At 71.6% G+C, this 22175-nt stretch carries 23 protein-coding genes; 10 read left to right on the top strand and 13 right to left on the bottom strand.

The features are described 5' to 3' along the window. Positions 1-72: 72 nt before the first annotated feature. The 4 genes from ABTZ99_RS04815 to ABTZ99_RS04800 all read right to left on the bottom strand — a co-directional run bounded on the left by ABTZ99_RS04815 (position 73) and on the right by ABTZ99_RS04800 (position 6090). On the bottom strand, positions 73-1944 hold the full coding sequence (locus ABTZ99_RS04815; RefSeq protein WP_498771081.1) for a glycosyltransferase: 1872 nt from the start codon (positions 1942-1944) through the stop codon (positions 73-75). Positions 1945-1951: 7 nt separating this feature from the next. Beyond that, positions 1952-3187 (bottom strand): UDP-galactopyranose mutase, encoded by a 1236-nt coding sequence (gene glf / locus ABTZ99_RS04810; RefSeq protein ID WP_498771083.1) that lies wholly within the window; start codon positions 3185-3187, stop codon positions 1952-1954. A gap of 34 nt (positions 3188-3221) precedes the next feature. Then, a complete protein-coding gene (locus tag ABTZ99_RS04805; protein WP_499608157.1) occupies positions 3222-5165 on the bottom strand; it encodes a DUF6541 family protein in 1944 nt (647 codons plus the stop codon). A 76-nt stretch (positions 5166-5241) separates the two neighbouring features. Then, positions 5242-6090 carry a glycosyltransferase family 2 protein gene (locus ABTZ99_RS04800; RefSeq protein ID WP_499608284.1) on the bottom strand — a complete coding sequence of 283 codons (849 nt, stop codon included), beginning with the start codon at positions 6088-6090 and terminating at the stop codon, positions 5242-5244. 2 nt (positions 6091-6092) lie between these two features. Between ABTZ99_RS04800 and ABTZ99_RS04795 the strand changes: the two genes are divergently transcribed. Genes ABTZ99_RS04795 through ABTZ99_RS04780 form a run of 4 tightly spaced genes read left to right on the top strand, consistent with a single transcriptional unit; the run spans position 6093 to position 9621 of the window. Next, entirely contained in the window at positions 6093-7337 is a 1245-nt protein-coding gene (locus ABTZ99_RS04795; protein WP_499608155.1) for an MATE family efflux transporter, read from the top strand. 10 nt (positions 7338-7347) lie between these two features. After that, positions 7348-8490, top strand: coding sequence for a glycosyltransferase family 4 protein (locus tag ABTZ99_RS04790; RefSeq protein ID WP_499608153.1), 1143 nt, complete (start codon positions 7348-7350; stop codon positions 8488-8490). Between the two features lie 44 nt (positions 8491-8534). Beyond that, on the top strand, positions 8535-9224 hold the full coding sequence (gene ppgS, locus ABTZ99_RS04785) for a polyprenyl-phospho-N-acetylgalactosaminyl synthase PpgS (RefSeq protein ID WP_230569355.1): 690 nt from the start codon (positions 8535-8537) through the stop codon (positions 9222-9224). A gap of 1 nt (position 9225) precedes the next feature. Further along, positions 9226-9621 (top strand): DUF2304 domain-containing protein, encoded by a 396-nt coding sequence (locus tag ABTZ99_RS04780; protein ID WP_498771093.1) that lies wholly within the window; start codon positions 9226-9228, stop codon positions 9619-9621. A gap of 82 nt (positions 9622-9703) precedes the next feature. Here the strand turns inward: ABTZ99_RS04780 and ABTZ99_RS04775 are convergent, their stop codons facing one another. Continuing rightward, entirely contained in the window at positions 9704-10645 is a 942-nt protein-coding gene (locus ABTZ99_RS04775) for an NAD-dependent epimerase/dehydratase family protein (protein WP_498771094.1), read from the bottom strand. A 76-nt stretch (positions 10646-10721) separates the two neighbouring features. Beyond that, a complete protein-coding gene (locus ABTZ99_RS04770) occupies positions 10722-11540 on the bottom strand; it encodes an HAD family hydrolase (protein WP_498771096.1) in 819 nt (272 codons plus the stop codon). A gap of 33 nt (positions 11541-11573) precedes the next feature. Between ABTZ99_RS04770 and ABTZ99_RS04765 the strand changes: the two genes are divergently transcribed. After that, positions 11574-12449 carry an LLM class flavin-dependent oxidoreductase gene (locus ABTZ99_RS04765; RefSeq protein WP_498771098.1) on the top strand — a complete coding sequence of 292 codons (876 nt, stop codon included), beginning with the start codon at positions 11574-11576 and terminating at the stop codon, positions 12447-12449. A gap of 11 nt (positions 12450-12460) precedes the next feature. Next, the gene (lhgD, locus tag ABTZ99_RS04760; RefSeq protein WP_499608148.1) at positions 12461-13648 is read left to right on the top strand and encodes an L-2-hydroxyglutarate dehydrogenase; all 1188 of its coding nucleotides are present in this window, start codon (positions 12461-12463) and stop codon (positions 13646-13648) included. On the opposite strand, the gene ABTZ99_RS04755 is transcribed toward lhgD, so the two are convergent. Next, the gene (locus ABTZ99_RS04755) at positions 13635-13745 is read right to left on the bottom strand and encodes a DUF397 domain-containing protein (RefSeq protein ID WP_498771102.1); all 111 of its coding nucleotides are present in this window, start codon (positions 13743-13745) and stop codon (positions 13635-13637) included. The genes lhgD and ABTZ99_RS04755 overlap by 14 nt on opposite strands. Before the next feature lie 80 nt (positions 13746-13825). After that, positions 13826-14674 carry a helix-turn-helix domain-containing protein gene (locus ABTZ99_RS04750; protein ID WP_498771104.1) on the bottom strand — a complete coding sequence of 283 codons (849 nt, stop codon included), beginning with the start codon at positions 14672-14674 and terminating at the stop codon, positions 13826-13828. 97 nt (positions 14675-14771) lie between these two features. Here ABTZ99_RS04750 and ABTZ99_RS04745 point away from each other — a divergent pair, with 97 nt between their 5' ends. Next, the gene (locus ABTZ99_RS04745) at positions 14772-15536 is read left to right on the top strand and encodes a hypothetical protein (RefSeq protein ID WP_499608144.1); all 765 of its coding nucleotides are present in this window, start codon (positions 14772-14774) and stop codon (positions 15534-15536) included. Positions 15537-15619: 83 nt separating this feature from the next. Here ABTZ99_RS04745 and serS read toward each other — a convergent pair whose 3' ends face one another. Continuing rightward, positions 15620-16870 carry a serine--tRNA ligase gene (gene serS, locus ABTZ99_RS04740; RefSeq protein ID WP_499608142.1) on the bottom strand — a complete coding sequence of 417 codons (1251 nt, stop codon included), beginning with the start codon at positions 16868-16870 and terminating at the stop codon, positions 15620-15622. Between the two features lie 94 nt (positions 16871-16964). Here serS and ABTZ99_RS04735 point away from each other — a divergent pair, with 94 nt between their 5' ends. Further along, positions 16965-17579 carry a DUF6891 domain-containing protein gene (locus tag ABTZ99_RS04735; protein ID WP_498771110.1) on the top strand — a complete coding sequence of 205 codons (615 nt, stop codon included), beginning with the start codon at positions 16965-16967 and terminating at the stop codon, positions 17577-17579. A gap of 122 nt (positions 17580-17701) precedes the next feature. On the opposite strand, the gene ABTZ99_RS04730 is transcribed toward ABTZ99_RS04735, so the two are convergent. From ABTZ99_RS04730 to ABTZ99_RS04720, 3 genes are all read right to left on the bottom strand, one after another. Continuing rightward, complete coding sequence (locus tag ABTZ99_RS04730; protein WP_230569367.1) at positions 17702-18154, bottom strand: DUF350 domain-containing protein; 453 nt, start codon at positions 18152-18154, stop codon at positions 17702-17704. A 121-nt stretch (positions 18155-18275) separates the two neighbouring features. After that, positions 18276-19439, bottom strand: a complete 1164-nt coding sequence (locus ABTZ99_RS04725; RefSeq protein WP_498771112.1) for a glutathionylspermidine synthase family protein — start codon at positions 19437-19439, stop codon at positions 18276-18278. Beyond that, complete coding sequence (locus ABTZ99_RS04720) at positions 19440-20129, bottom strand: hypothetical protein (protein WP_498771114.1); 690 nt, start codon at positions 20127-20129, stop codon at positions 19440-19442. Positions 20130-20249: 120 nt separating this feature from the next. Here ABTZ99_RS04720 and ABTZ99_RS04715 point away from each other — a divergent pair, with 120 nt between their 5' ends. After that, entirely contained in the window at positions 20250-21314 is a 1065-nt protein-coding gene (locus ABTZ99_RS04715) for a septum formation family protein (protein WP_499608137.1), read from the top strand. Positions 21315-21318: 4 nt separating this feature from the next. Further along, positions 21319-21669 (top strand): metallopeptidase family protein, encoded by a 351-nt coding sequence (locus ABTZ99_RS04710; protein ID WP_230569370.1) that lies wholly within the window; start codon positions 21319-21321, stop codon positions 21667-21669. Between the two features lie 15 nt (positions 21670-21684). On the opposite strand, the gene ABTZ99_RS04705 is transcribed toward ABTZ99_RS04710, so the two are convergent. Then, a complete protein-coding gene (locus ABTZ99_RS04705) occupies positions 21685-22134 on the bottom strand; it encodes a MarR family winged helix-turn-helix transcriptional regulator (protein ID WP_498771118.1) in 450 nt (149 codons plus the stop codon). Positions 22135-22175 lie beyond the last annotated feature (41 nt).

Genomic DNA, 22175 nt, shown 5'->3' with positions numbered 1-22175 from the left:
GTGAGAAGCGCGTGAGAAAGACGTGGGAGAAGCGAAGCGGGGCGACCGCTCAGGGCCGCCCCGCCTCACCGGTCACAGGTCGTACAACCGCCGCCAGTTCTCGCGGCTGGTGAGCTCGCCCATCGCGTCGCGGTAGGCGCGCTGCATCTCGGGAGCACGCTGGTAGAGCTCCTTGAGCAGCTTGGTGCCCTGCTTGCCGAGCCGGATGGCCAGCTCGCGGTCGCGCCGCCGGACCCGCACGCCCTCCTGGGACGCGTCGGTGACCACGGCGGTGTTGAACAGCGACACGTGCCACCACGCCGAGTCGCCCGCGGCGACCGCGCCGACGTCGTGCACGCTGCGGCCGAGCAGCTGGTTGACCACGCGCTTGGCCAGCACCGGCGCGAACAGCCGCGGCGCGGGCGGCGCCGTGATCAGCGGCAGGTCGCCGGAGGAGATGCCGGGCACCTCCGACGCCGGGTGCTTGACCGTCTCGGGGTACTCGGCGCGCAGCTTGCGGATGTCCGCCGCCGCCTGGACGCCGCCGTCGCGCAGCATCTCGGGGCCCTTGAGGAAGTCCTCGATGGCCTTGAGCTGGGTCGCCGCCAGGCCGTACTGCATGCCGACGAGGTAGGTGGCGAGCTGGGCCGCCATCGACCGGCAGATCCGCTTCGGGTCGAACTGGCTGTGCAGCGCCGAGGTGATCAGGGCGTTGCGCAGGTTGAAGTACCGGTGCCAGTCGTCCCAGTCCTTCCAGTGGAAGTCGGCGTGCCACACGCCCGCGCCGGGCAGCGTGACCGTGGCGAACCCGTGGGCCCGCGCGCGGTAGCCGTACTCGATGTCGTCCCACTGGAAGAACAGCGGCAGCGGGTAGCCGACCGCCTTGACGATCTCCGACGGGATCAGGCACGACCACCAGCCGTTGTAGCCCGCGTCGACCCGGCGGTCCTGCACGTTGCGCTTGCCGGTCTCCTCGTCGTACCCGGTGAGGTCGGCGTCGTGCAGGGCGCCGTCCACGACCTGGCCCGGGGCCAGCGTGTCGAGGTTGGCGTACTCCGCGCCCACGTGCAGGTGGTTCGGGTGCAGCAGGTAGAGCATCTGGCCGCCGACGATGACCGGCTGCGCGGTGCGGTTGGCGAACGCGGTCGTGCGGACCACGATCTCCGGCTCGCACAGCACGTCGTCGTCCATGAAGAGCACGTTGGCGTGCTCGGCGTGGTCGACCTCCATGACCTGGTACAGGCCGCGGGTGAAGCCGCCGGCGCCGCCGAGGTTGGGCTGGCGGATGTAGCGCAGCTTGTCGCCGAGCGCGGCGGCGACCTCGGCGAACCGGGGCCGCGACTCGACCGGGTCGCTGCCCTGGTCCACCACGTAGATCGCGTCGACCAGGCTCAGCGGCTCGGAGTCGGACGCGAGGGCCGCCATGGTGTTGAGGCAGTCCTCGACCCGGTTGAACGTGCAGATCACGACCGCGGTCGGCCGGACCCGCTTGGGCGGCGCGACCGTCCACCGGGCGTGCTCGACGACCAGCTCGTGCTCACCGGTGACGACGTCGAACCACAGCGCGCCGCCGTCGGTGAACTTGTCGATCTTGGCCGTCAGCGTCACGACCTGGCCCTGCGCGCCCGAGACCTGCTCGGCGACGATGGTCCGGGACTCGCCCTCCGCGTCGGAGGCCACGACCGAGACCGTGCCGGAACCGGTCAGGGTCAGGCTCAGCTCCACCTCGGCGCTGACGCACCACCGCTGCCAGTAGGTGGCCGGGAACCGGCCGAAGTAGGTGTTCATCGACACGGTGGCGTGCGGGTGCACGACCATGCGGTGCCGCTCGCGGTCGGCGATGCCCTGGGAGATCTCGGCGTAGAGGTCCTCCGAGACGATCTGCGACGGCCCGGCGAAGAGGCCGCGCTGCGCCAGCAGTTTCTCCGGTGCCTCGTGCTCGACGAGGGTGGAGTTGCCCGACATAACCGAATCAGTCCTCCAGCGAACCGTCCAGCGCCCGACCGGAGGCCAGGTGCGGGGCGATCTTGTTGTCGAACACGCTCAGCGCGGAACCGATCGCCATGTGCATGTCCAGGTACTTGTAGGTGCCCAGTCGACCACCGAAGACGACGTTACGCTCGGCGGCCTCGGTGCGCGCGAGCTCGCGGTAGCGCTCCAGCTTGGCGCGGTCCTCGGCGGTGTTGATCGGGTAGTACGGCTCGTCTTCCTTCTCGGCCGCGCGGGAGAACTCGCGCACGATGACCGTCTTGTCCGACGGGTACTCGCGCTCGGGGTGGAAGTGCCGGAACTCGTGGATCCGGGTGTAGGGCACCTCGGCGTCGTTGTAGTTCATCACCGGCGTGCCCTGGAAGTCGCCGACCGGCAGGACTTCCTGCTCGAAGTCCAGCGTGCGCCAGCCGAGCCAGCCCTCGCTGTAGTCGAAGTAGCGGTCGAGCGGGCCGGTGTAGACCACGGGCGTGCCGGCCGGGATCTCGTCCCGGACGTCGAAGAAGTCGGTGTCGAGCCGCACCTCGATGTTCGGGTGGTCGGCCATCCGCTCCAGCCACGCGGTGTACCCGTCGACGGGCAGGCCCTCGTAGGTGTCGTTGAAGTAGCGGTTGTCGAAGGTGTAGCGCACCGGCAGGCGGCTGATGACCGCCGCGGGCAGCTCCTTCGGGTCGGTCTGCCACTGCTTGGCCGTGTAGTCGCGCACGAACGCCTCGTAGAGCGGGCGACCGATGAGCGAGATCGCCTTCTCCTCCAGGTTCTTCGCGTCCTTGGAGTCGATCTCGGCGGCGTGCTCCGCGACCCACGCGCGGGCTTCCTCGGGGCTCAGGTAGCGGCCGACGAACTGTGAGATGAGGCCGAGGCCCATCGGGAACTGGTAGGCCTGGCCGGCGTGCATCGCGAACACCCGGTGCTGGTACCCGGTGAACTCGGTGAACTGGTTGACGTAGTCCCACACGCGCTTGTTGGACGTGTGGAACAGGTGCGCGCCGTACCGGTGCACCTCGATGCCCGTCTCGGGCTCCGGCTCGGAATAGGCGTTGCCACCGATGTGCGCGCGGCGTTCCAACACGAGCACGCGCTTGTCGAGCTGTGATGCGGTGCGTTCGGCGACCGTCAGGCCGAAGAACCCGGAACCGACGACGATCAGGTCAAATCCAGCGAAGCTCACAGCAGTCGAGGGTACGGCAGTGACCGGACGCGACCGTCCACACCCCATGGGGTGAAAGTGGGGCACCGATCGGTCGATACGCTCATCGGCCGGCCGCCGCCGCGGCTCCTTCGAGCACGTCCTCCTGGCCTTCGATTTCGTAAATCACCGAATCGGAGTTGCGGAACACCTCGTTGAAGCCCGCCGTGCGGTCGAGGCCGACGAACCCGGGCGCGATCCGGTTCTCCTTGCGCACGAAACCCCGGCCGACGATCACGTACCGGACCCTCAGCTCGGTCAGGGCCTCGCGCACCTCGGGGTTCTCGTCGAGCTCGTTGAGGTGCTTGGTCAGGAAGTTGCTCGGCGTGCCCGCGGGCGTGCCGTAGAACGTCCACTCGACCGGTTCGACCTTCGCCATCGCGTACAGCCAGCCGCTGCCGTCGAACACGTCGTTCATCACCCGCTCGCCGGGCCGGACGCGCTCGGCCAGCCACCGGTAGGCCTCCAGCTCGCCGTCGCTGACGGTGGGCCCGTTCTGGTAGTTCCCGGCCAGCCGGGCGCTGTTGCGCCCGACGTACGCGCCGCTGACCAGGCCGATGAGCAGGAAGAACACCGCGCTGACGACCACCGGCGCCCACGGCGAGCGGCCGAGCGCGGGCACCCGGTCCCGGTAGCGGGCGACCACCCACGTGCCGAACGCGACCACGGCCACGCCGAACCCGATGGAGCCGGGCAGCGGCAGCATGACCGCGAGCCGCCAGTGGTCGTTGTAGAAGTAGCCGGTCAGCCGCTGGATGACGGCGCCCTCCAGCGAGACGGTGACGGCGTACAGCCCGCCGAACGCCAGCCACACGCCGACCATCCACACCATGAGCCGCCGCTTGGCCATGACCACCATGCCGAACAGCGCGGGCAGGCCGATCCACCACTGCGGGAAGTCGACCACGCCGGAGAACGTGAGCATTTGCCCGAACGCGCCCGCAGGCGTGGCCTCCGACGGCCACACCATCGCGGCCACGCCCTCGGCCGAGCGCATGGACGGCAGGATCAGCGGCACGGCCACCGCCAGGCCCAGCACGCCCAGCGCGACCAGGCCCGGCCACGCGCGCTTCCAGTCGATCGGCACGAGCCGGAACACGCACGCCACGAAGATCACGCCGAGCAGGCCGGCGAGGATGAACGCCAGGCTCGGCTGCAGGCCGACCAGCGCCGCCACCGACACCGCGATGGCGACCGGCCCGGTGATGCCGCGCGGCCGGACCAGGTACGTGACCAGGGCGAGCACGGCGGGCAGCAGGGCGATGCCGGCGACGTAGGGCCACAGCGGACCGCGCCACAGCGAGTCGTACGGGAACGGCGAGAACCAGGTGGACACGGCGGCGGCGGGCGCGACCATCCGGGCGGGCAGCTTCCAGGCCAGGCCCATGGCGGCGATGCCGACCGGCCACACCAGCACGGTGCTCAGCGCGCCGGAGTTGAGCAGCTGCGGCAGCGTGACGCCGAACTGGTCAAGCAGCAGCGCCAGCAGCTGGTGGTAGGTGGCCGGGTAGAAGTAGTCCGCGTTCTCCGGCTGGTTGCCGATCGCGCCCGCCGAGGACACCAGCGACGTCTGGTGCTCGGCGAGCCAGCGCACGAGGTTGCCGTGGTGCGGCGCGTCCCAGTCCTGGGCGAGGCGGTTCAGGCTGCCGATGCCGCGCAGGAACGTGACCGCGCCGACCGCGAGGCCGACGGCCACGCCCGCGCCGACCACCAGGTGGCCCCGGCGCGACACGCGCGGCTCGTCGTCGTCCACCCGGGCGGGCCACCGGCGCTGCACCAGCGTGGTGACGGCGAACAGCACGGCCGACGCGGCGAGCGTCCACGCGCCGAACGTGAGCAGCGTCCAGGAGAACCCGAGCTCGCCCAGCAGCAGGCCGCCGACCGCGACCAGGCCGTAGGTCAGCGCCGGCGCCGCCGCGGCGAGCGTCCACCCCCGCAACCGGACGGCCGCGCCGAACAACAGGCCAGGCACCCACAGCAGCAACAGCACCAGCAGTGCAGCACTCATCGCGTCAGCAACCCGATCACTTGGTGTAGGAGCGGGGCCCCCGTCCCGCCGCGACCGCAGACTACCCGCGCGGGCCTCACCAGCGGCGGTGGGCCACTTGCACGCCGAGCCACGCGGCGTGCCGGGCGGCGACGCCGAGCCCGCTGACCCCGATCCGCTTCGCCAGCGCCTGCTTGGACCGCCGCAGCAGCTTCGTGTGGGAGCCCATGAGCGCGCCGCGGCTGTACTGGCCGGGGTGCACGCGGTAGCCGACCAGCTCCTCGGGCAGCACGTCGCCGTCCGCCAGCGCCATGACGCGCAGCCACAGGTCGTAGTCCTCCAGCCGCACCAGGCGCGGGTCGAAGCCGCCGACGCGCGCCGCGAGCTCCTTGCGGACCACGATCGTGGAGGTGATGAGGCAGTTGTAGAGCAGCATGGTGCGCGCGACCTCGGGCCCGATGGCCGAGTGCATCTCGCCCACGACCTGCCCGGACGGGTCGATCTGCCGGGCCCACGCGCCGACCAGCCCCAGGCCTGGCCGCTGTTCGAGCACGGCGACCTGGTGCGCGAGGCGTTGCGGCAGGCACAGGTCGTCGGCGTCGAGGAAGGCCACGAGGTCGTGCTTGGCCGCGTCGAGCCCGATGTTGCGGCCGACGGCGGGCCCGCTGCGCGGCGCGGGCGTCAGGTGCACCTGCACCCGGTCGTCGGGCAGCGTGCGCGCGGCGGCCCGGTTCTGCTCGCACTCGCCGTCGAGGACCAGCACCACTTCCCAGTCCTGGTGGGTCTGCTCGGCGACCGAGCGCAACGTCTCGGCGAGGAAGTCCGCCCGGGGCGCGCACGGGATCACCACGGACACCGGCGATGGCATGGGGTTCTCCTGCTGCGGGGATGGATCGGACAACGCCGTACAGTAAGGCCCGCTCTGGCACCCCCAAGAAGAGGACACCCGTGACGGCGGCGAACAGATCACGGCTCGACGGTCTGCGCGCAGTGGCCGGCACGGCGGTGCGCCAGTCGGCCGTCACCCTCGACCAGCTGGTCTTCAGCGCCATCACGTTCGCCGTGCAGCTGATCGCCGCGCCGTTGTCGACCGACGCCGAGTACGGCGTGTTCTCGCTGGTCGCGATCGTGCAGATCGGCCAGTGGTACCTGGGTCGCGCGGTCGCCGCGGAGCCGTTGCTGGTGTCGAAGGTCGTCGCGTCCGGCGACGCGCGGGGTGTGCGCGGCGCGGCGGCGACGTCGTTGCTGCTCGGCCTCGCGATCGGACTCGGGTGCCTGGTCGTCGGGCTGCTGTCCGACGGGCCCGCCCGGACGTTGCTGCTGGTCCAGGCGCTGGCCTCGCCGTTCACCGCGGTGCTCGACCACGGCCGGTACGTCTCCTACGCCCGGCAGCGGCCGTTGCGGGCGCTGGCGCTGGACGCCTCCTGGCTCGTGCTGTTCCTGGGCGCGATCGGCGTGGCCCTGCTCGTGGGCGAACTGGACACCTCGTCCACGTACTTGCTGTGGGCGCTGAGCGCGGTGCCCGTGGCGGCGGTGTGCGCGTGGCTGACCGGCGGCCCGTTCGCGGTCGGCGCGGTGCGCGGCTGGCTGCGCGACCGGCGGTCGTTGCTACCGGGGTTCCTCATCGACGCCGTGTACCTGACCGCGGGCACCTGGGCCACGTTCGGCGTGACCGCGTGGGTGGTCGGCCTCGACGGGCTCGGCCTGCTGCGCAAGGCGCTGGTGCCGGTGACCGCGCTCACCGTGCTGTTCATCGGGATCAGCAACGCCCTGCTGGCGCACCTGGCGGGCCGGTCGGCGCGCGAGGTCGTGCGCGCGCCGATGCTGGTCTCCGGGCTGGCGGCGGTCGTCAGCCTCGTCTTCGCGGGCCTGGCCCTGGTCGCGCCCGCCGACCTGCTCACCGCCGCGCTCGGCACGCCGTGGGAAGGCCTGCGGCCGATCGTGCTGGTGCTCCTGGCGTACGCGTTCCTGCTGGCCACGGCGCAGACGGCGCTGGTCGCGGGCAAGGCGAGCGGCCGGGCCTGGCTCGGACCGCGGGTGCGCACCGTCCAGTTCGTCACCGAGATCGCCCTCGTGGCGGGCCTCGGCCTCCTGCTCGGCGTGATGGGCGTCGCGTTCGGCATGGCGCTGGCGTGGCTGACCGCCGCCGCACTGGCCTGGGCCGGCCTGCTCGGGCATCGGGAAAGGGCCTAGATTCGTGGCCGTGCACTTGGTCGACATGCCCGTCTACTACCCGCCTCACAAGGGCGGGGTGGAGGCGTACGCGCACGAGCTCCACCGGCGCATGCTCGAAGCCGATCCGGACCTGCGGATCACCGTGTTCACCTCGGCGGTCGGCGCCCCGGCGGGAGTGGAACGGCTGGGCGACCGGTGGACGGTCGTGCGCTGGCCGGGCCGCGAGGTCATCTCCCACTACCCGGTGCCCTACCCCGGTTTCACCCGGAAGCTGCGCGAGCTGTGCGGGCCGGACGCCGTGCTGATGACCCACACCCGGTTCTACTGGCCGCACCTGTGGGCGTCGCTGTTCGCCAAGCGGGCGGGGCTGCGCCGGCTGCACGTCGAGCACGGGTCGAGCCCGGTGCAGAGCGGCGGCTGGTTCGTCCGGTTCGTCGCGGCCACCGTCGACACGCTCACCAGCCAGCCCGTGCTGCGCTGGGCGGACGCCGTGGTGGCCGTGTCGCAGTCGGCCGCGCGGTTCGTCCGCGACCTGGCCAAGCGCGAGGCGAAGGTGCTCTACCGGGGCATCGAGCTGCCCGACGGCGTGGTGGCCCGCCGTCCGGACGAGGCCGACGGCCCGGTGGCCTGCTACGTGGGCAGGCTCATCAACGGCAAGGGCGTGGCCGACCTGCTCACCGCCACCGCCACCCTGCACCGCCGGGGCGTGCCGCTGAAGCTGCGCCTGTGCGGGGACGGCCCGGCCGCGGCCGACCTGCGGGCCCAGGTGGCGCGGCTCGGCCTGGAGGAGCACGTGCGGTTCCTCGGCGAGGTCGACCACGACACGGCGCTGCGCGAGATGTCCGCCGCCTCGCTGTTCGTCAACCCGAGCTGGACCGAGGGCCTGCCGACCACCGTGCTGGAGGCGGCGGCCATGGGCTGCACGGTCGTGGCCACCGACGTGGGCGGCACGGCCGAGATCGTGGACAACGGCGTGACCGGCTGGCTCGTGCCCGCGCGCGACCCCGCCGCGCTCGCCGTCGCCCTGGAGACGGCCGTCACCGACCCGGAGCGCGAGGCGCGCGCGGCCAAGCTCGGCGAGATCACCCGCGAGCGCTTCTCGTGGGACCGGACCATCGCCGAGTTCGCCGCAATGCTGGTCGGCGGCGGCGGGGACCGGTCCGCGCGCTAGCCTGTCTGCGAAACCCATCCGACTCACTCGCCAGGGAGGCCGCCGTGGCGGACCAGTCTGACGTATGGCTGGTCGTGCCCGTCTACAACGAAGCACAGGTGATCGCGGACGTGGTGCGCAACGCGCTCCAGACGTTCCCGAACATCGTGTGCGTCGACGACGGTAGCCGGGACGGCTCAGCGGACGCGATCCGCGGCACGGGCGCCCACCTGGTGCAGCACCCGGTCAACCTCGGCCAGGGCGCGGCGATCCAGACGGGCGTCGAGTACGCCCGCGAACAACCGGGCGCGGAGTACTTCGTGACGTTCGACGCCGACGGCCAGCACCAGGTCGCGGACGTGGTGCGGATGCTGGACCGGCTCCGCGCCGAGCCGGTCGACATCATCGTCGGCACCCGGTTCAAGGGCGACGACTCGCACATCCCGCTGATCAAGCGCGTGGTGCTCAAGACCGTGGTGGCGGTCAGCCCCAAGCTGCGCAAGCTGAAGCTGTCGGACGCGCACAACGGGCTGCGGGTGTTCAACAAGAAGGTGGCGGACGAGCTCCGCATCACGCTGAACGGCATGGGCCACGCGTCGCAGATCGTCGACATGATCTCGCAGCGCGGGTGGCGGGTCACCGAGGAACAGGTCGAGATCCTCTACACCGAGTACTCGATGTCCAAGGGCCAGTCGCTCATCAACGGTGTGAACATCCTGTTCGACTCGGCTCTCAAGACGGGGTCCAGGCGCTGACATGCTGATCCAGTTCCTGCTCATCGCCGCGGTCATCGTGCTGCTGGTGTTCTTCCTCAAGAACCACGGCACGACCAAGACCGCGGCCGGCGTCAAGATCGGCTTCCTGCTGTTCCTGGTGCTGGCGGTCGTCGCCGTCATCAGGCCGGTCGAGGTGTCGAAGGTCGCCGAGCTCGTCGGCGTCGGCCGCGGCACCGACCTGCTGCTCTACGCCCTGGTCGTGGCCTTCGGCTTCCAGACCATCAACACCTACCTGCGGTTCAAGGAGCTGGAGCTGCGCTACGCGCGGCTGGCCCGCGCCATCGCGCTGCGCAACGCGGAGGCCCCCGAGCCGCCCCAGGACGCGCCGGTCGTCGAGGCCGTCGAGCGCGTCGAGGACCCGGCCCACACCTCCTGACCCGGACGAACCCCGGACGAACGCGGACGGGCCGGTCGCTCCCCTCCCGGGAGGACCGGCCCGTCCGCCTGTTCCGCTCGGTTCAGCTCTCCAGCGCGCGGAAGTAGTCCACGGTCAGCCGCACGCCGGTGGCGATGTCCACCTCGGGCTTCCAGCCCAGCTCGGCCCGCGCGAGCGACGGGTCGATGGCCGACGCGCGCAGGTCGCCGAGCCGGGCCGGCGCGAACTCCGGGTCGTCGGCCACGCCCGCCGCCTGCGCGACGAGGGTGTGCAGCTCGCGGTCGGACACCTGGTGCGCGGTGCCGATGTTGTAGCGCCGGCCGCCGCCCGCCTCGCCGGAGGCCGCGACGAACGCCGACACGACGTCCTCCACGAACACGTAGTCCCGGGTGTTGCCGCCGTCGCCGAACACCTTCGTGGGACGGCCCGCGAGCAGCGCGGACGCGAAGATGGCCACCACGCCCGCCTCGCCGTGCGGGTCCTGCCGCGGCCCGTAGACGTTGGCCAGCGCCAGGTGCGTGCACTCCAGGCCGTACAGCTGCCGGTAGGTGTTCAGGTACACCTCGCCGGACACCTTGGACGCCGCGTAGGGCGACTTGGGGTTGATCGGGGTCGACTCGGCGACCGGCAGCACCTCGGGCGTGCCGTAGATCGAGCCGCCGGACGAGGCGAACAGCACCTTGCGCACGCCCGCGCGACGGGCGGCCTCGGCCAGGTTCACCGTGCCGAGCACGTTCTTGTTGGCGTCGAGCAGCGGGTCGGCCACGGACACGCGCACGTCGATCTGCGCGGCCAGGTGGAACACCACCTCGGGGCCGAACGAGGACACCACGTCGGTCAGCTCCGGCGAGGTGATGTCGACCCGCGAGAACGAGTAGCGGTCAGCGTGGGCGGGGTCGGCCGGGGCCGTCCGCTTGCCCCGGCTGAGGTCGTCGACGACGTGCACCTCGTGCCCGTCCCTCAGGAGCCTGTCGACCAGGGTTGAACCGATGAAGCCGGCTCCGCCGGTCACGAGTGCGCGCACGGGTGTCTCTCCAGTGTGGGCCGATCCGGGTGGGGCGGATCGGGGTGGGTGTGGGGGTCGAGTCGTCACGGGCAGCCTAGAACCACCGCTCGAGCACCAGCGCGACCCCGTCCTCGGAGTTGGCCGCGGTGACCTCGTCGGCGGCCCCCCGGGCGTCCTGGTGGGCGTTGGCCATGGCCACGCCGTGACCCGCCCACGTGAGCATCGGCACGTCGTTGGGCATGTCGCCGAACGCCAGCACGCCGCTCGCGGGCACGCCGAGGCGTTCCGCGACGGCGGCCAGGCCGGACGCCTTCGTCACGCCGGGCGCCGCGAACTCCAGCAGGCCCTCGTTGGTCGACCAGGTCATCGCCACGGAGTCGCCGACCAGCGGGCCGACGGCCCGCGCCATCTCGTCCGAGCTCATGTTCGGGTGCCTGACCAGCAGTTTCACCGCCGGCTTGCCGACCAGCTGGGCCCGCTGGTGCCCCGGCAGCGGCTGGGCGCCGTCGCCCCACGGGTGCAGGTAGTGCTCGTCGGCGATGAACTCCGGCTCGGTGGAGCCGCGGGCGGACTCGCCGACCCGCTCCGAGGCCAGGGCGCAGCCGGGCAGCGCCTCGTCCAGCACGGCGGCCAGCTCGGTCAGCTGCTCGGGGGTGAGCAGCTCGGCCGTGACGACGCGGTCGGCGCCGATGTCGTAGAGCACCGCGCCGTTGGAGCACACGGCGTAGCCGGACAGGCCCGCGGCCTCGGCCACGTCCGGCACCCAGCGGGGCGGGCGGCCGGTGGCCAGCACGAACGGGACGTCGGCCGCCAGCACCCTGGCGATCAGGCCCGCCGTGCGCGGGCTGACCCGGCCGAGGGGCGTGAGCAGGGTGCCGTCGACGTCGGATGCCACAAGGGAAGGTCTCTGCACCTGCCCATCGTGCCTCTCGGCTACCGTCGCCGGGTGCGCACAGGGATTGTGATCCTGCCCGAACACCGCTGGTGGATGGCCGAACACAAGTGGAAGGCCGCCGAGGAGTACGGCTTCCACCACGCCTGGACCTACGACCACATGGGCTGGCGCTCGCTGGTCGACGGACCGTGGTTCGGCGCGGTCCCGACGCTGGCAGCGGCCGCCGCGGCCACCGGGACGATCCGGCTCGGCACGCTGGTCGCGTCACCCAACTTCCGCCACCCGGTGCCGTTCTCCCGGGAGCTGCTCGCCCTCGACGACCTCTCCGACGGCCGCTTCACGCTCGGCGTCGGCGCGGGCGGTGTGGGGTACGACACGGAGGTGATGGGCGCCACGTCACCGCGCAGCAGGCAGGGCCGGTTCGAGGAGTTCGTGGCCGCGCTGGACATGCTGCTGGCGCAGGACCGGACCACGTTCAGCGGCGACTACTACGAGATCCGCGACGCCCGCAGCGCGCCGGGCTGCGTGCAGCGGCCGAGGCTGCCGTTCGTGGTCGCGGCCAACGGGCCGCGGGCGATGGCCGTCGCGGCGAAGTACGGCACGGGCTGGGTCACCACCGGGCCGGAGACCGAGGACGAGGACGAGTGGTGGGACGGCGTCGCCGCGATGACGGCCCGGTTCCGCGAGGTGCTGGCCGGGATCGGGCGGGCCAAGGAGTCGATCGACTTCCACCTCAACGCCGATTCCTGCCCGGTGTACTCGCTGACCAGCGTGGAGCGCTTCCGCGAGGTGGCGGGCCGGGCGCGCGGGCTGGGGTTCACCGACCTGGTCGTGCACTGGCCCCGGGCCGACGGCGTGTACGCGGGCAGCGAGGCCGTGCTGGAACGGGTCGCGGCCGACGTGCTGCCCGAACTCGTCGGCGGCTAGCGTTCCCGGCTGTGCGACGAGTCGTGGTGATCGGTGGCGGGATCGTGGGGCTGGCGACCGCTCGGGAGTTGGCCCGGCGCGGTCACGACGTGGTGGTGCTGGAGAAGGAGCCGCAGTGGGCGGCGCACCAGACCGGGCACAACAGCAACGTGGTGCACGCGGGCCTGTACTACAAGCCGGGGTCGTTGAAGGCGCGCATGTCGGTCGCGGGCAACGCCTCGATCGTCGCCTACGCCCGGGAGCACGGCGTGCCGGTGGACGTGTGCGGCAAGCTCGTCGTCGCCACCTCGCCGGACGAGGTGCCGCGGCTGGAGGCGCTGGCGGAGCGGGCCGAGGCGAACGGGGTGCCCGCCCGGCGGATCGGCGTGGACGAGGCCCGGGAGTACGAGCCCGAGGTGGCGGCCGTGGCCGCGTTGCGGGTCGAGAGCACGGGGATCATCGACTTCCCCGCCGTGTGCGCGGCTCTCGTGCGCGAGCTGAACGGGCACGACCTGCGGCTGCACACGCCCGCGTTGGCGATCCGGCGGGCGTTGAGCGGCGGTGGCGTCGAGGTGGCCACGACGCGCGGGGTGGTGCGGGCGGACGCCCTGGTGAACTGCGCGGGCCTGCACAGCGACCGCGTGGCGCGGCTGGCGGGCGTGACGCCGTCGGCGGCGATCGTGCCGTTCCGGGGCGAGTACTACGAACTGCGGCCGGACCGCCGACGGCTGGTGCGCGGCCTGATCTACCCGGTGCCGGACCCGGCGCTGCCGTTCCTGGGCGTGCACCTGACCCGGATGCTGGACGGCAGCGTGCACGCGGGCCCGAACGCGGTGCTCGCGCTGCGCCGCGAGGGCTACCGCTGGCGTGACGTGTCCGGGGCCGACCTCGCCGACGTGGCCCGCTTCCCCGGCACGTGGCGGCTGGCCCGCAGGTTCGGCCGGACCGGTGTCGAGGAGGTGCTGCGGTCCTTGTCGCGCAAGCGGTTCGCGCGCAGCCTGGCCCGCCTGGTGCCCGCGATCCGCGAGGACGACCTGGTGCGCGCGTCGGCCGGGGTGCGGGCTCAGGCGATGCGCGCGGACGGGTCGTTGGTGGACGACTTCCTGATCGACACCGCGCCGCGGCAGGTGCACGTGCTGAACGCGCCCTCACCCGCCGCGACGTCGGCCCTGGAGATCGGCCGGCACGTGGCCGGCCAGGTCGAGCTCAGCTGGACTTGAGCGAGCCCAGGAAGGACGCGAACGCGCCCCGGCTGAACTCCAGCACGTCCCCGCCGGGGTTCTTCGTGTCCAGGACCCCGGCGCGAGCCACCTCCACCGACACCCCGACACAGGCACTCGCGGTGTTGCTGGCACTGGAAGTGAGGTACACCCTTCCATCCCGAACGAGTCGCTTTCTCATGTTTCCCTCACCGCTCGAATGAAGTCGACAGTCTCCTCGACCGACAGCGCGTGGGCAGCCGCGTCATCCCACACCGCCCGCAGCCGCGCGACCCCTTCCGCATCCTCCACCGGGCTCAGCCCGGCGAGACTGTCCACATAGGCCGAGCCCAGGTCATCAGCGGGGAAGTCGTAGATGATCAGTGTCCCAGAGAGGGCGCCGTAGGCACCAGCACCATTCGGGATGACCTGGATGTTCACATTGGGCAGTCGCGCCGCTTCCAGCAGGTAGTCCCACTGATCAGCCATGGTGGCGGGTCCGCCGATCTCCCGGCGCAATGCCGCTTCGTCGATGAGCGCGTGCAGGATGAGCGGGTTCGGTTCTCGGCGCAGCAGGCCCTGCCGGTCCAGGCGTTCCGGCGCGGCCCGCTCTTCCCAGTTCTCCCCTGGCAGCAGGAACCTGTTCCCCACCGCCACCGCTGAGGCGTAGTCGCTGGTCTGAAGCAGACCGGGGACCAGCACCACGTCTATGGCCCGCTCCACCACCGCTTCCGTCTCGTCGCGACGGAAGCGCAGGTAGCTCTTGGGCAGCGAAGCTGCGTGTTCGATGGGGACCGCCTCGTCGTCGGCGATCTCCCACAGCGCCATTGCACGCTCGCGCTCTTCGTCGCTGACCTTCATCACGGAGAGGATGGCGAAGAACAGGGCCCACCTCGGCCTGGCCTCGCCCGCGATCATCCGGCTCCACGTCGAGCGGGACGTCCGGACCTCCTTGATGATCACGTCGGCCTTGAGGCCGGACTTCTCGCGGTACTCCTCCATGAGCGCGCCGAGCTTGCGCTTGCCGCGCGTGGTCCCTACTGCCATTGGCCCACCTTAGCGACACTGCGTAGCCGAACGTTCACCACAACATCACCCTTTTGGGAAGAGGAGTTTTGGGCATTGCGAAGACTACTGTGTCGCCATGGATAAGGTGATGAAGGGCATCCGGGCGTGCATGACGAAGGGCGCGGTGGAGGACGCGGCGACCTTGCTCCTGCACCTGTGGGCGGAGGCGCCGGACGTGGCCGGGCTGCGGGAGACGAGCGTGGAGTTGGCGGACCGGTTCCCGCTGTCCGACTCGGCGGCCGAGGTGCTGCGGGCGGCGGCGTTGAGCAGCGCGGAGCGGGGTCTGCTGCCGGCGGCCGAGGAGTTGGCCAAGCGGGAGGTGGGTGTCCGGCGGGCGCGGTGCCAGGCGGAGCCGACGCCCGAATCGCTCACGGCGCACGTGGGCGCGCTGGACGTGTTGGCGAGCGTCCGGCGGGCGCTCGGCGAGGAGGGCGGCGTCGCCGCGTGCCTGGCCGAGGTGGTGGAGTGGCAGTACGACCACGGCGACCGGGCGGGCGTGGCGTGGGCGTTGCGTGAGCTGGGCGTGCTGGCGATCGAGGAGGGCGACCTCGCGCTCGCGGGCCGGCGGCTGACCCGTGCCGTGTCGCTGTACCGCGAGCAGGCCGACGACGCGGCCGTGCGGTTGGCGCGGGCCGGGTGCTGGGTGCTGCTGGCGTGCGTCCGCTGGGCCGAGGAGCGCCCGACGGAGGCCCGGGTGCTGCTGGAAGCCGCGTTGGGCGACCTCGGGGACGACGACGCGGCCGTGGACGTGCTGCGCCTGCTGGAGGCACTCGACTCCGGCGACGACCTGCCGGAGTCGGTGCCCCTCGGTGCGGAGTTCGGGCAGCTCAGCTGGGTCTGATCAGCGGGGTCTGATCAGCGGGGTCTGATCAGCTTGGTCTGATCGCGATGCCCACCGGATCGTGGTCGACCACGAGACGTCGGTCAGGAGGGCTTGAGCACGTCCAGGCCGACGAACGGGCGCAGCGCCTGCGGGACGACGACCGAGCCGTCGGCCTGCTGGTGGTTCTCCAGGATCGCGACGATCCACCGCGTGGTGGCCAGCGTGCCGTTGAGCGTGGCGGCGATCTGCGGCTTGCCGTTCTCGTCGCGGTAGCGCACGTTGAGCCGACGGGCCTGGAACGTGGTGCAGTTCGAGGTCGACGTCAGTTCCCGGTACGCCTGCTGGGTCGGGATCCACGCCTCGCAGTCGAACTTGCGCGCGGCCGACGTGCCCAGATCACCCGCGGCCGTGTCGATGACCCGGTAGGGGACCTCGATCTTGGCCAGCATCTCCTCTTCCCACGCCAGCAGCCTGGCGTGCTCGGCCTCGGCGTCCTCCGGCTTGACGTAGGAGAACATCTCGACCTTGTTGAACTGGTGCACGCGGATGATCCCGCGGGTGTCCTTGCCGTACGAGCCGGCTTCGCGCCGGTAGCACGACGACCAGCCCGCGTACCGCTTCGGGCCGTCCAGGATCTCGTCCGCGTGGTACCCCGCGAGCGGCACCTCCGACGTGCCGACGAGGTACAGGTCGTCGGCTTCGAGGCGGTAGATCTCGCTCGCGTGCGCACCGAGGAACCCGGTGCCGGCCATGATCTCCGGGCGCACCAGCGTCGGCGTGATCATCAGCTTGAACCCGGCCGCGGTGGCCTGGGCGACGGCCATGTTCAGCAGCGCCAGCTCCAGCTGCGCGCCCACGCCGGTCAGGAAGTAGAAGCGCGAGCCGGACACCTTCGCGCCGCGTTCCATGTCGATCGCGCCGAGCCGGACGCCCAGGTCCAGGTGGTCGAGCGGCTGGAAGTCGAACTCGCGCGGCTCGCCGACGTGCTTGAGCACGACGTAGTCGTCCTCGCCGCCCTCGGGCGCGTCGGGGTGGACCACGTTCGGCACGGCGCGGTGCAGTTCGTTCAGCTCCGCCTCGGCGGCGGACTGCTCCGCCTCGGCGGCCTTGACCTCGGCGGCCAGCTCCTTGCCCTTGGCCAGCAGCGCGTCGCGCTCCTCGCCCTTGGCCCGGCCGACCTGCTTGCCGAACGTCTTCTGCTCGCCGCGCAGCGCGTCGGCGCGGGCGATGGCGGCCCGGCGGCGCTCGTCGGCGGACAGCAGCGCGTCGACCACGGTCTCGTCCTCGCCACGCGCGCGTTGCGACGCGCGGACGGCTTCCGGGTTCTCGCGCAGTGCCTTGAGGTCAATCACACCAGGAAGGGTAGTACCCGGCCGGAAACGGTTTGCACGACGTCGCGCCCCGCTGCCGGACGCCGCTGTCGGACCCCTCGGGCAGGATGCGCGCGTGGTTGAACGAACGGACGACGACGCCGGCCTGCCCACCGAGGCGCCGGAACTGGCCGAGAACTACGCGCGCACCCTGGTGCACGCGGGCATGACCTCGTTGGACGACACGGTGGAGCAGGTGCTCGACTACGTGGCCGACGAGCACCCGATCACACCGGCGGTCGCGCGGGCGGTGGTGGAGCGGGTGTGGCGGGAGCGGTCCGCGGAGCAGGAGGCGTGGCCGGAGAGCACGGACGTGGACCGGTTGTTCGCCGTGTTCGACGCGCTCGACCGCGACGGGATCGTGGCGCGCGCCGACTTCACGTGCTGCCAGACGTGCGGGCACGCCGAGATCGGCGACGAGGCGGGCGACGACGCGCGCGGGTACGTGTTCTTCCACCGGCAGGACACCGAGAGCGCGGTGGCGGGCGACGGGGTGTGGCTCGCCTACGGCTCGTTCGGCGAGCCCGCGGGCCACGGGTCCACCGACCACGCGGCGGCCGACGAGGCCGTGGCGCGCGAGGTGGTCGCGGCGCTGGCGGCGAGCGGCCTGCCCGTCGAGTGGAACGGGTCGGCGCGCACCCGGATCAAGGTGGGGCCGATGGACTGGCGGAAGCGGCTGCCAGTGGCTTGACCAGCACATCCCGGGCGGTACGGGCTCGGCGGCCCGACCCGGCAGTGCGACCCGGCAGCACGGCCCAGGCAGCGCGAAGGGGGCGTGCCCGACCAGCGGGCACGCCCCCTTCGCCGTGCGAGCTACGAGATCGCGACGGCGACCACGAGACCGAGGGCGACGTGCGCCGAAGCCACGACGACGCTGGCCGGCGCGAAGCGGTCCGACTCGATCAGCGAGCCGATGTCCAACCTGGTCACCCATTCCAGCAGCCGCACCGCCAGGACCTGCACGATGATGCCGACGAAGCCGAAGATCAGGGCCGAGAGCAGCCCCTCGTCCAGCTTGCCCGCCGCGCTGTAGATCGCCACGACGACGATCAGCGCCATGCTCACCAGACCGGCGGAGGTGACGATGACCGCGTTCGGGGCGCCACCGCGGACCAGGGCGCTCAGCTTGCCCGGGGTGGTCCAGTCGATGGCGTAGAAGCCGACGACCATCAGGATGAGGCCGACGATCGCGTACAGCGCGATCGCACCGACGCCGGTGCCGATGGCGGACCCGAAGCCGGGGTCCAACGCGAGTGGGGGAATCACAGACCCTCCATGTGCAGGTTGATCGGTTGTGCCGCCGGTGAAGGAGCCGGTGACGACGGGTGTGGTGAGGACGGGTGTGGTGAGGACGGGCGTGGTGCGGTCACGCGTTACGGGGAGGGTCTCATTCGACGATCCTGTGCGGCACGAACGCCGCGCCGTCGTCGGTGACCAGGCCGACGGTCTCCCGGATGCCGAGGCCCGCCGAGGCGTCGCCGACGACCCACGCGCCGAGCGCCGGCCGGTAGCCGTCGAACTCGGGCAGCGGGTCGAAGAGCTGGTAGACGAAGCCCTCCTTGCCGTAGACCCCGCCGGTCTGGGTCTCGTAGCCGGGGGCGACGATCTGGATGTTCTGCCCCTCCCGGCCCAGCCTCGGCTTGCGCACGTACTCGGTGAGCAGGCCGGGGTCGTCCAGGAACGCGGGCAGCAGGTTCGGGTGGCCCGGGTACATCTCCCACAGCACGGCCAGCAGCGCCTTGTTGGACAGCAGCATCTTCCACAGCGGCTCGACCCACAGGGTGCCGGGCAGGCTCTCCACGGCGTAGCGGCCGAACTGCTCGTCGACCACCCACTCCCACGGGTAGAGCTTCACGACCGTGCCCATCGGCGCGTCTTCGAGGTCGACGAACCGCTTCAGCAGCGAGTCCCAGCCGATCTCCTCGATCGCCAGGCCGACGGTGTCCATGCCCGCCTCGGCCGCGGTCTCCTGCAGGTAGGCCACGGTGACGTGGTCCTCACCCGAGGGATCGGCACCCGACCAGGTGAAGTGCAGCTCGTTGGACGGCAGCCGACCGCCGATCTCGGCCCAGCGCTCGACCAGCTTCTCGTGGATCGAGTTCCACTGGTCGTCCTCGGGGTGGACGTCGGTCTTCCAGTTCCACTGGACGACCGACGCCTCCAGCAGCGACGTGGGCGTGTCGGCGTTGTACTCCAGCAGCTTGGCCGGCCCGCTGCCGTCGTAGCGCAGGTCGAACCGCCCGTAGACGTGCGGGTCGCGGCGCTTCCACGACTCGGCGATCGCGGGCCACAGCCACTCGTTGATGCCGAAGTCGCGGTAGCGCTCGGTGACCACCACGTTGTCGACGGCTTCGAGGCACATGTTGTGCAGCAGCTCGACGTCGGCTTCCAGCGACAGCACGTCGCTCATGTCGAAGACGTAGTGCGCCGACTCGTCCCAGTACGGGCGCGGGCTGCCGTCCGCGGCCCGCGCCGGCGCCCCGAACACCAGCCCCTGCTCGGAGACGGTGCGCTGCCAGTTCGGCCGGGGCGCGGAGGTCTCCCGACGCACTCAGCTGCCCCCGCTCTTGCTGCCGCCGGACACGCCGAACCCACCGCGCTGCACGACCGTGCCCGACTTGGTGCTGATGTTCGCGCCCTTGGGCATGGTGTAGGTGCCGCCGCTGATCTTCTGGCCGACGGGGGTGCTCGGCGCGCCGTAGTTGTACCGGTACGAGCTGCCGCCGATGTAGATGAACCCACCGCTGACGTAGCCGCCGTGCGACCGGGCGTAGCTCTCGTCGCAGTACTGGTCCTCGACCACCACGTCGTCCTTGACGCACTGCGCGACCACGTCGTCGGGGCTGGACGCGGCGTACCAGATGGCCACCACGCCGGCCACGCCGACGGCCACGCCACCGCCGATGAGCAGCCGCTTGCGCAGCTTCTTGCGCCGCGCCTCCTCGGCCTCGACGGCGAGCTGCTGCTCGCGCTGCTGCTCGATCGCCGCAGCGCGGGCGCGCTGCTCGGCCAGTGTCGGCGGCCGGGGCTTGGTCTGGCCCGCCTCCTGGTTGCGGATCTGGCCACGACCACCCGACGGCGGTCCTTGCGGCGCGCCCTGCGGCGTCGGGGGCACGTACGGCGGCGGCGACGCGCCACCGCTCCCCGGCCCCGGCGTCGCCGGTCCGCTCGATCGGTCCGGTCCGCTCGGCCCACCCTGGCCGGGCGTCGCGGCGCTACCGGTGTTGTCGTTCTCAGTCATCAGCCACTCCCGGCGGGGACGGTACAGAGATCGGCCGCCGAATGGGTGACGAGTGTCCCAAAAGCAACACTCTCCACCCGCCCGAACGGTTGCACGGCCTACACAGGCATCATGGAGTAGATGTCCGCCACCACGCGCTGGTTTCGTCGAGGTGACCACTTGGTCATGCTCGGCGCGTCGGCTGGCGCGTTCGTGCTGCTCGCCCTGAGCACGCTCACGGGCTGGCCGGTGGGCGCGGGCGGCCTCGGCAGCCCGGCCACGACCAAGGTCAACCCCGTCATGGCTGCTCAGGCGGGTGATTGCCTGAACTGGACCAAGCCGGACCTCTCGGACGTCGAGAAGGTCGACTGCGCGGCCCAGCACCTGTTCGAGGTTACCGGTGTGGCGGACATCTCCGCCGCTCACGGGCCTCAGGCGCCGTTCCCGGACGACGAGCAGTGGCAGTTGATCAGCCAGGAGCAGTGCGCGAAGACGTCGCTGGACTACCTCGGCGGCAAGTTGGACCCGTTCGGCAAGTACACGGTCGGTCCGCTGAACCCGGGCGAGCGGCTGTGGGGCGAGGGGCAGCGGACGCTGCGCTGCGGCCTGCAGGTGGCCGGTCCGGCGGGCGGGCTGCTCCCGTCCTACGGCACGGCGCGCACCCAGGACCAGTCCGACGTCTACGACCCGGGCGTGTGCCTCGGCATCACCGCCACCGGGTCGGTCGGCGACCCGATCGACTGCGCGAAGCCGCACACGTTCGAGATCACCGGCGTGGTGCCCCTGCCGCCCGGCGAGTTCCCGCCGGCCGAGCAGCAGGACGACGTGCTGTTCGGCGAGTGCGGCAGGCTCACCGCCGAGTACACCGGCGGCGCCGACCTCAAGGCCCGCGGCCTCATCGTCACGTGGGACACGCGGGCGCCGGAGAGCTGGGCCGCCGGCTCCCGGCTGGCGAACTGCAAGGTCGGCGCGCAGCCCGTGGACAACGTCCTGATCGCGTGGGAGGGCAGCGTCCGCAACCCGAACGCGCCGCCGCTGACCACGTCCAACCCGCCGCAGACGACCGCCGTGCAGCAGGACGAGCCGACCGGCGCGCCGCTGCACTCGCAGTCCAACTCCAGCTCCGCCGCGCCGCCCTCGTCGGGCTCCAAGCCGCCGAAGTCGGACGAGACGACGACAGCCACGACCACGACGACGTCGAGGTGACGACATGCCGGTGGAGATGACCCGTCAGCGGTTCGAGGAGCTGGTCGGCGAGGCCCTCGACCTCATCCCGCCGGACTTCGCGGCGGCGATGAGCAACGTCGTGGTGCTGGTCGAGGACCGCAACGCGGACGTGCCGAGCCTGCTCGGCCTCTACCACGGCATCGCGCTGACCAGCCGGACCACCGACTACGGCGGCGTCCTGCCGGACCGGATCTCCATCTACCGCGAGGCGATCCTGGACATCTGCCGCACCGAGGACGACGTGGTGGAGGAGGTCGTGGTCACCGTGGTCCACGAGATCGCGCACCACTTCGGCATCGACGACGCCAAGCTGCACGAGCTGGGCTGGGGCTAGACGCGCCCAGCCTGATCAGTCGGGCAGGTCCGCGATCCGGTTGGCGATGGTCTCCAGGGTCGTCAGCTCGTCGGCGGACAGGTGGTCGATGAACCGGTCCCGCACCGACCGCACGTGCCCCGGCGCGGCCTGCTCCAGCGCGGCGAAGCCCTCGTCGGTGAGGTGGTAGATGCTGCCGCGGCCGTCGTTGACGTCCTCGGTGCGTTCGAGCAGCCCGCGGGCTTCCATCCGGGCCGCGTGGTGCGAGAGCCGGCTGCGCGACCACTGCATCTTCGCGGCGAGGTCGCGCAGCCCCCAACGCCGGTCCGGCTTCTCCGACAGCGTGCTGAGCACCTCGTAGTCGGTCGAGGAGAGGCCGAGCGCGGCGAGGTCGCGAGCGGTGCGCGCGGGCAGCACGGTGAGCAGGCGCCGGAACGCCCGCCACGCCCGCTCTTCGTCCGGCGTCAACCACGGCACCTCGGGCATCGCCCCATCCTGCCACCTTTGACATGTCAACGAAACCGGGG

The organism is Actinosynnema sp. NPDC002837, assembly GCF_040295345.1.
In the GTDB taxonomy this organism is placed as follows: Bacteria; Actinomycetota; Actinomycetes; order Mycobacteriales; family Pseudonocardiaceae; genus Actinosynnema.
This window is presented reverse-complemented; position numbering and strand designations above follow the sequence as displayed.

Bases quoted from the DNA above. Each gene is read 5' to 3' on its own strand.
- ABTZ99_RS04815 (WP_498771081.1), bottom strand. From the start codon at position 1,944: ATGTCGGGCAACTCCACCCTCGTCGAGCACGAGGCACCGGAGAAACTG.
- glf (WP_498771083.1), bottom strand. From the start codon at position 3,187: ATGGGGTGTGGACGGTCGCGTCCGGTCACTGCCGTACCCTCGACTGCT.
- ABTZ99_RS04805 (WP_499608157.1), bottom strand. From the start codon at position 5,165: ATGAGTGCTGCACTGCTGGTGCTGTTGCTGCTGTGGGTGCCTGGCCTG.
- ABTZ99_RS04780 (WP_498771093.1), top strand. From the start codon at position 9,226: ATGCTGATCCAGTTCCTGCTCATCGCCGCGGTCATCGTGCTGCTGGTG.
- ABTZ99_RS04750 (WP_498771104.1), bottom strand. From the start codon at position 14,674: ATGGCAGTAGGGACCACGCGCGGCAAGCGCAAGCTCGGCGCGCTCATG.
- ABTZ99_RS04745 (WP_499608144.1), top strand. From the start codon at position 14,772: ATGGATAAGGTGATGAAGGGCATCCGGGCGTGCATGACGAAGGGCGCG.
- ABTZ99_RS04720 (WP_498771114.1), bottom strand. From the start codon at position 20,129: ATGACTGAGAACGACAACACCGGTAGCGCCGCGACGCCCGGCCAGGGT.
- ABTZ99_RS04715 (WP_499608137.1), top strand. From the start codon at position 20,250: ATGTCCGCCACCACGCGCTGGTTTCGTCGAGGTGACCACTTGGTCATG.
- ABTZ99_RS04710 (WP_230569370.1), top strand. From the start codon at position 21,319: ATGCCGGTGGAGATGACCCGTCAGCGGTTCGAGGAGCTGGTCGGCGAG.
- ABTZ99_RS04705 (WP_498771118.1), bottom strand. From the start codon at position 22,134: ATGCCCGAGGTGCCGTGGTTGACGCCGGACGAAGAGCGGGCGTGGCGG.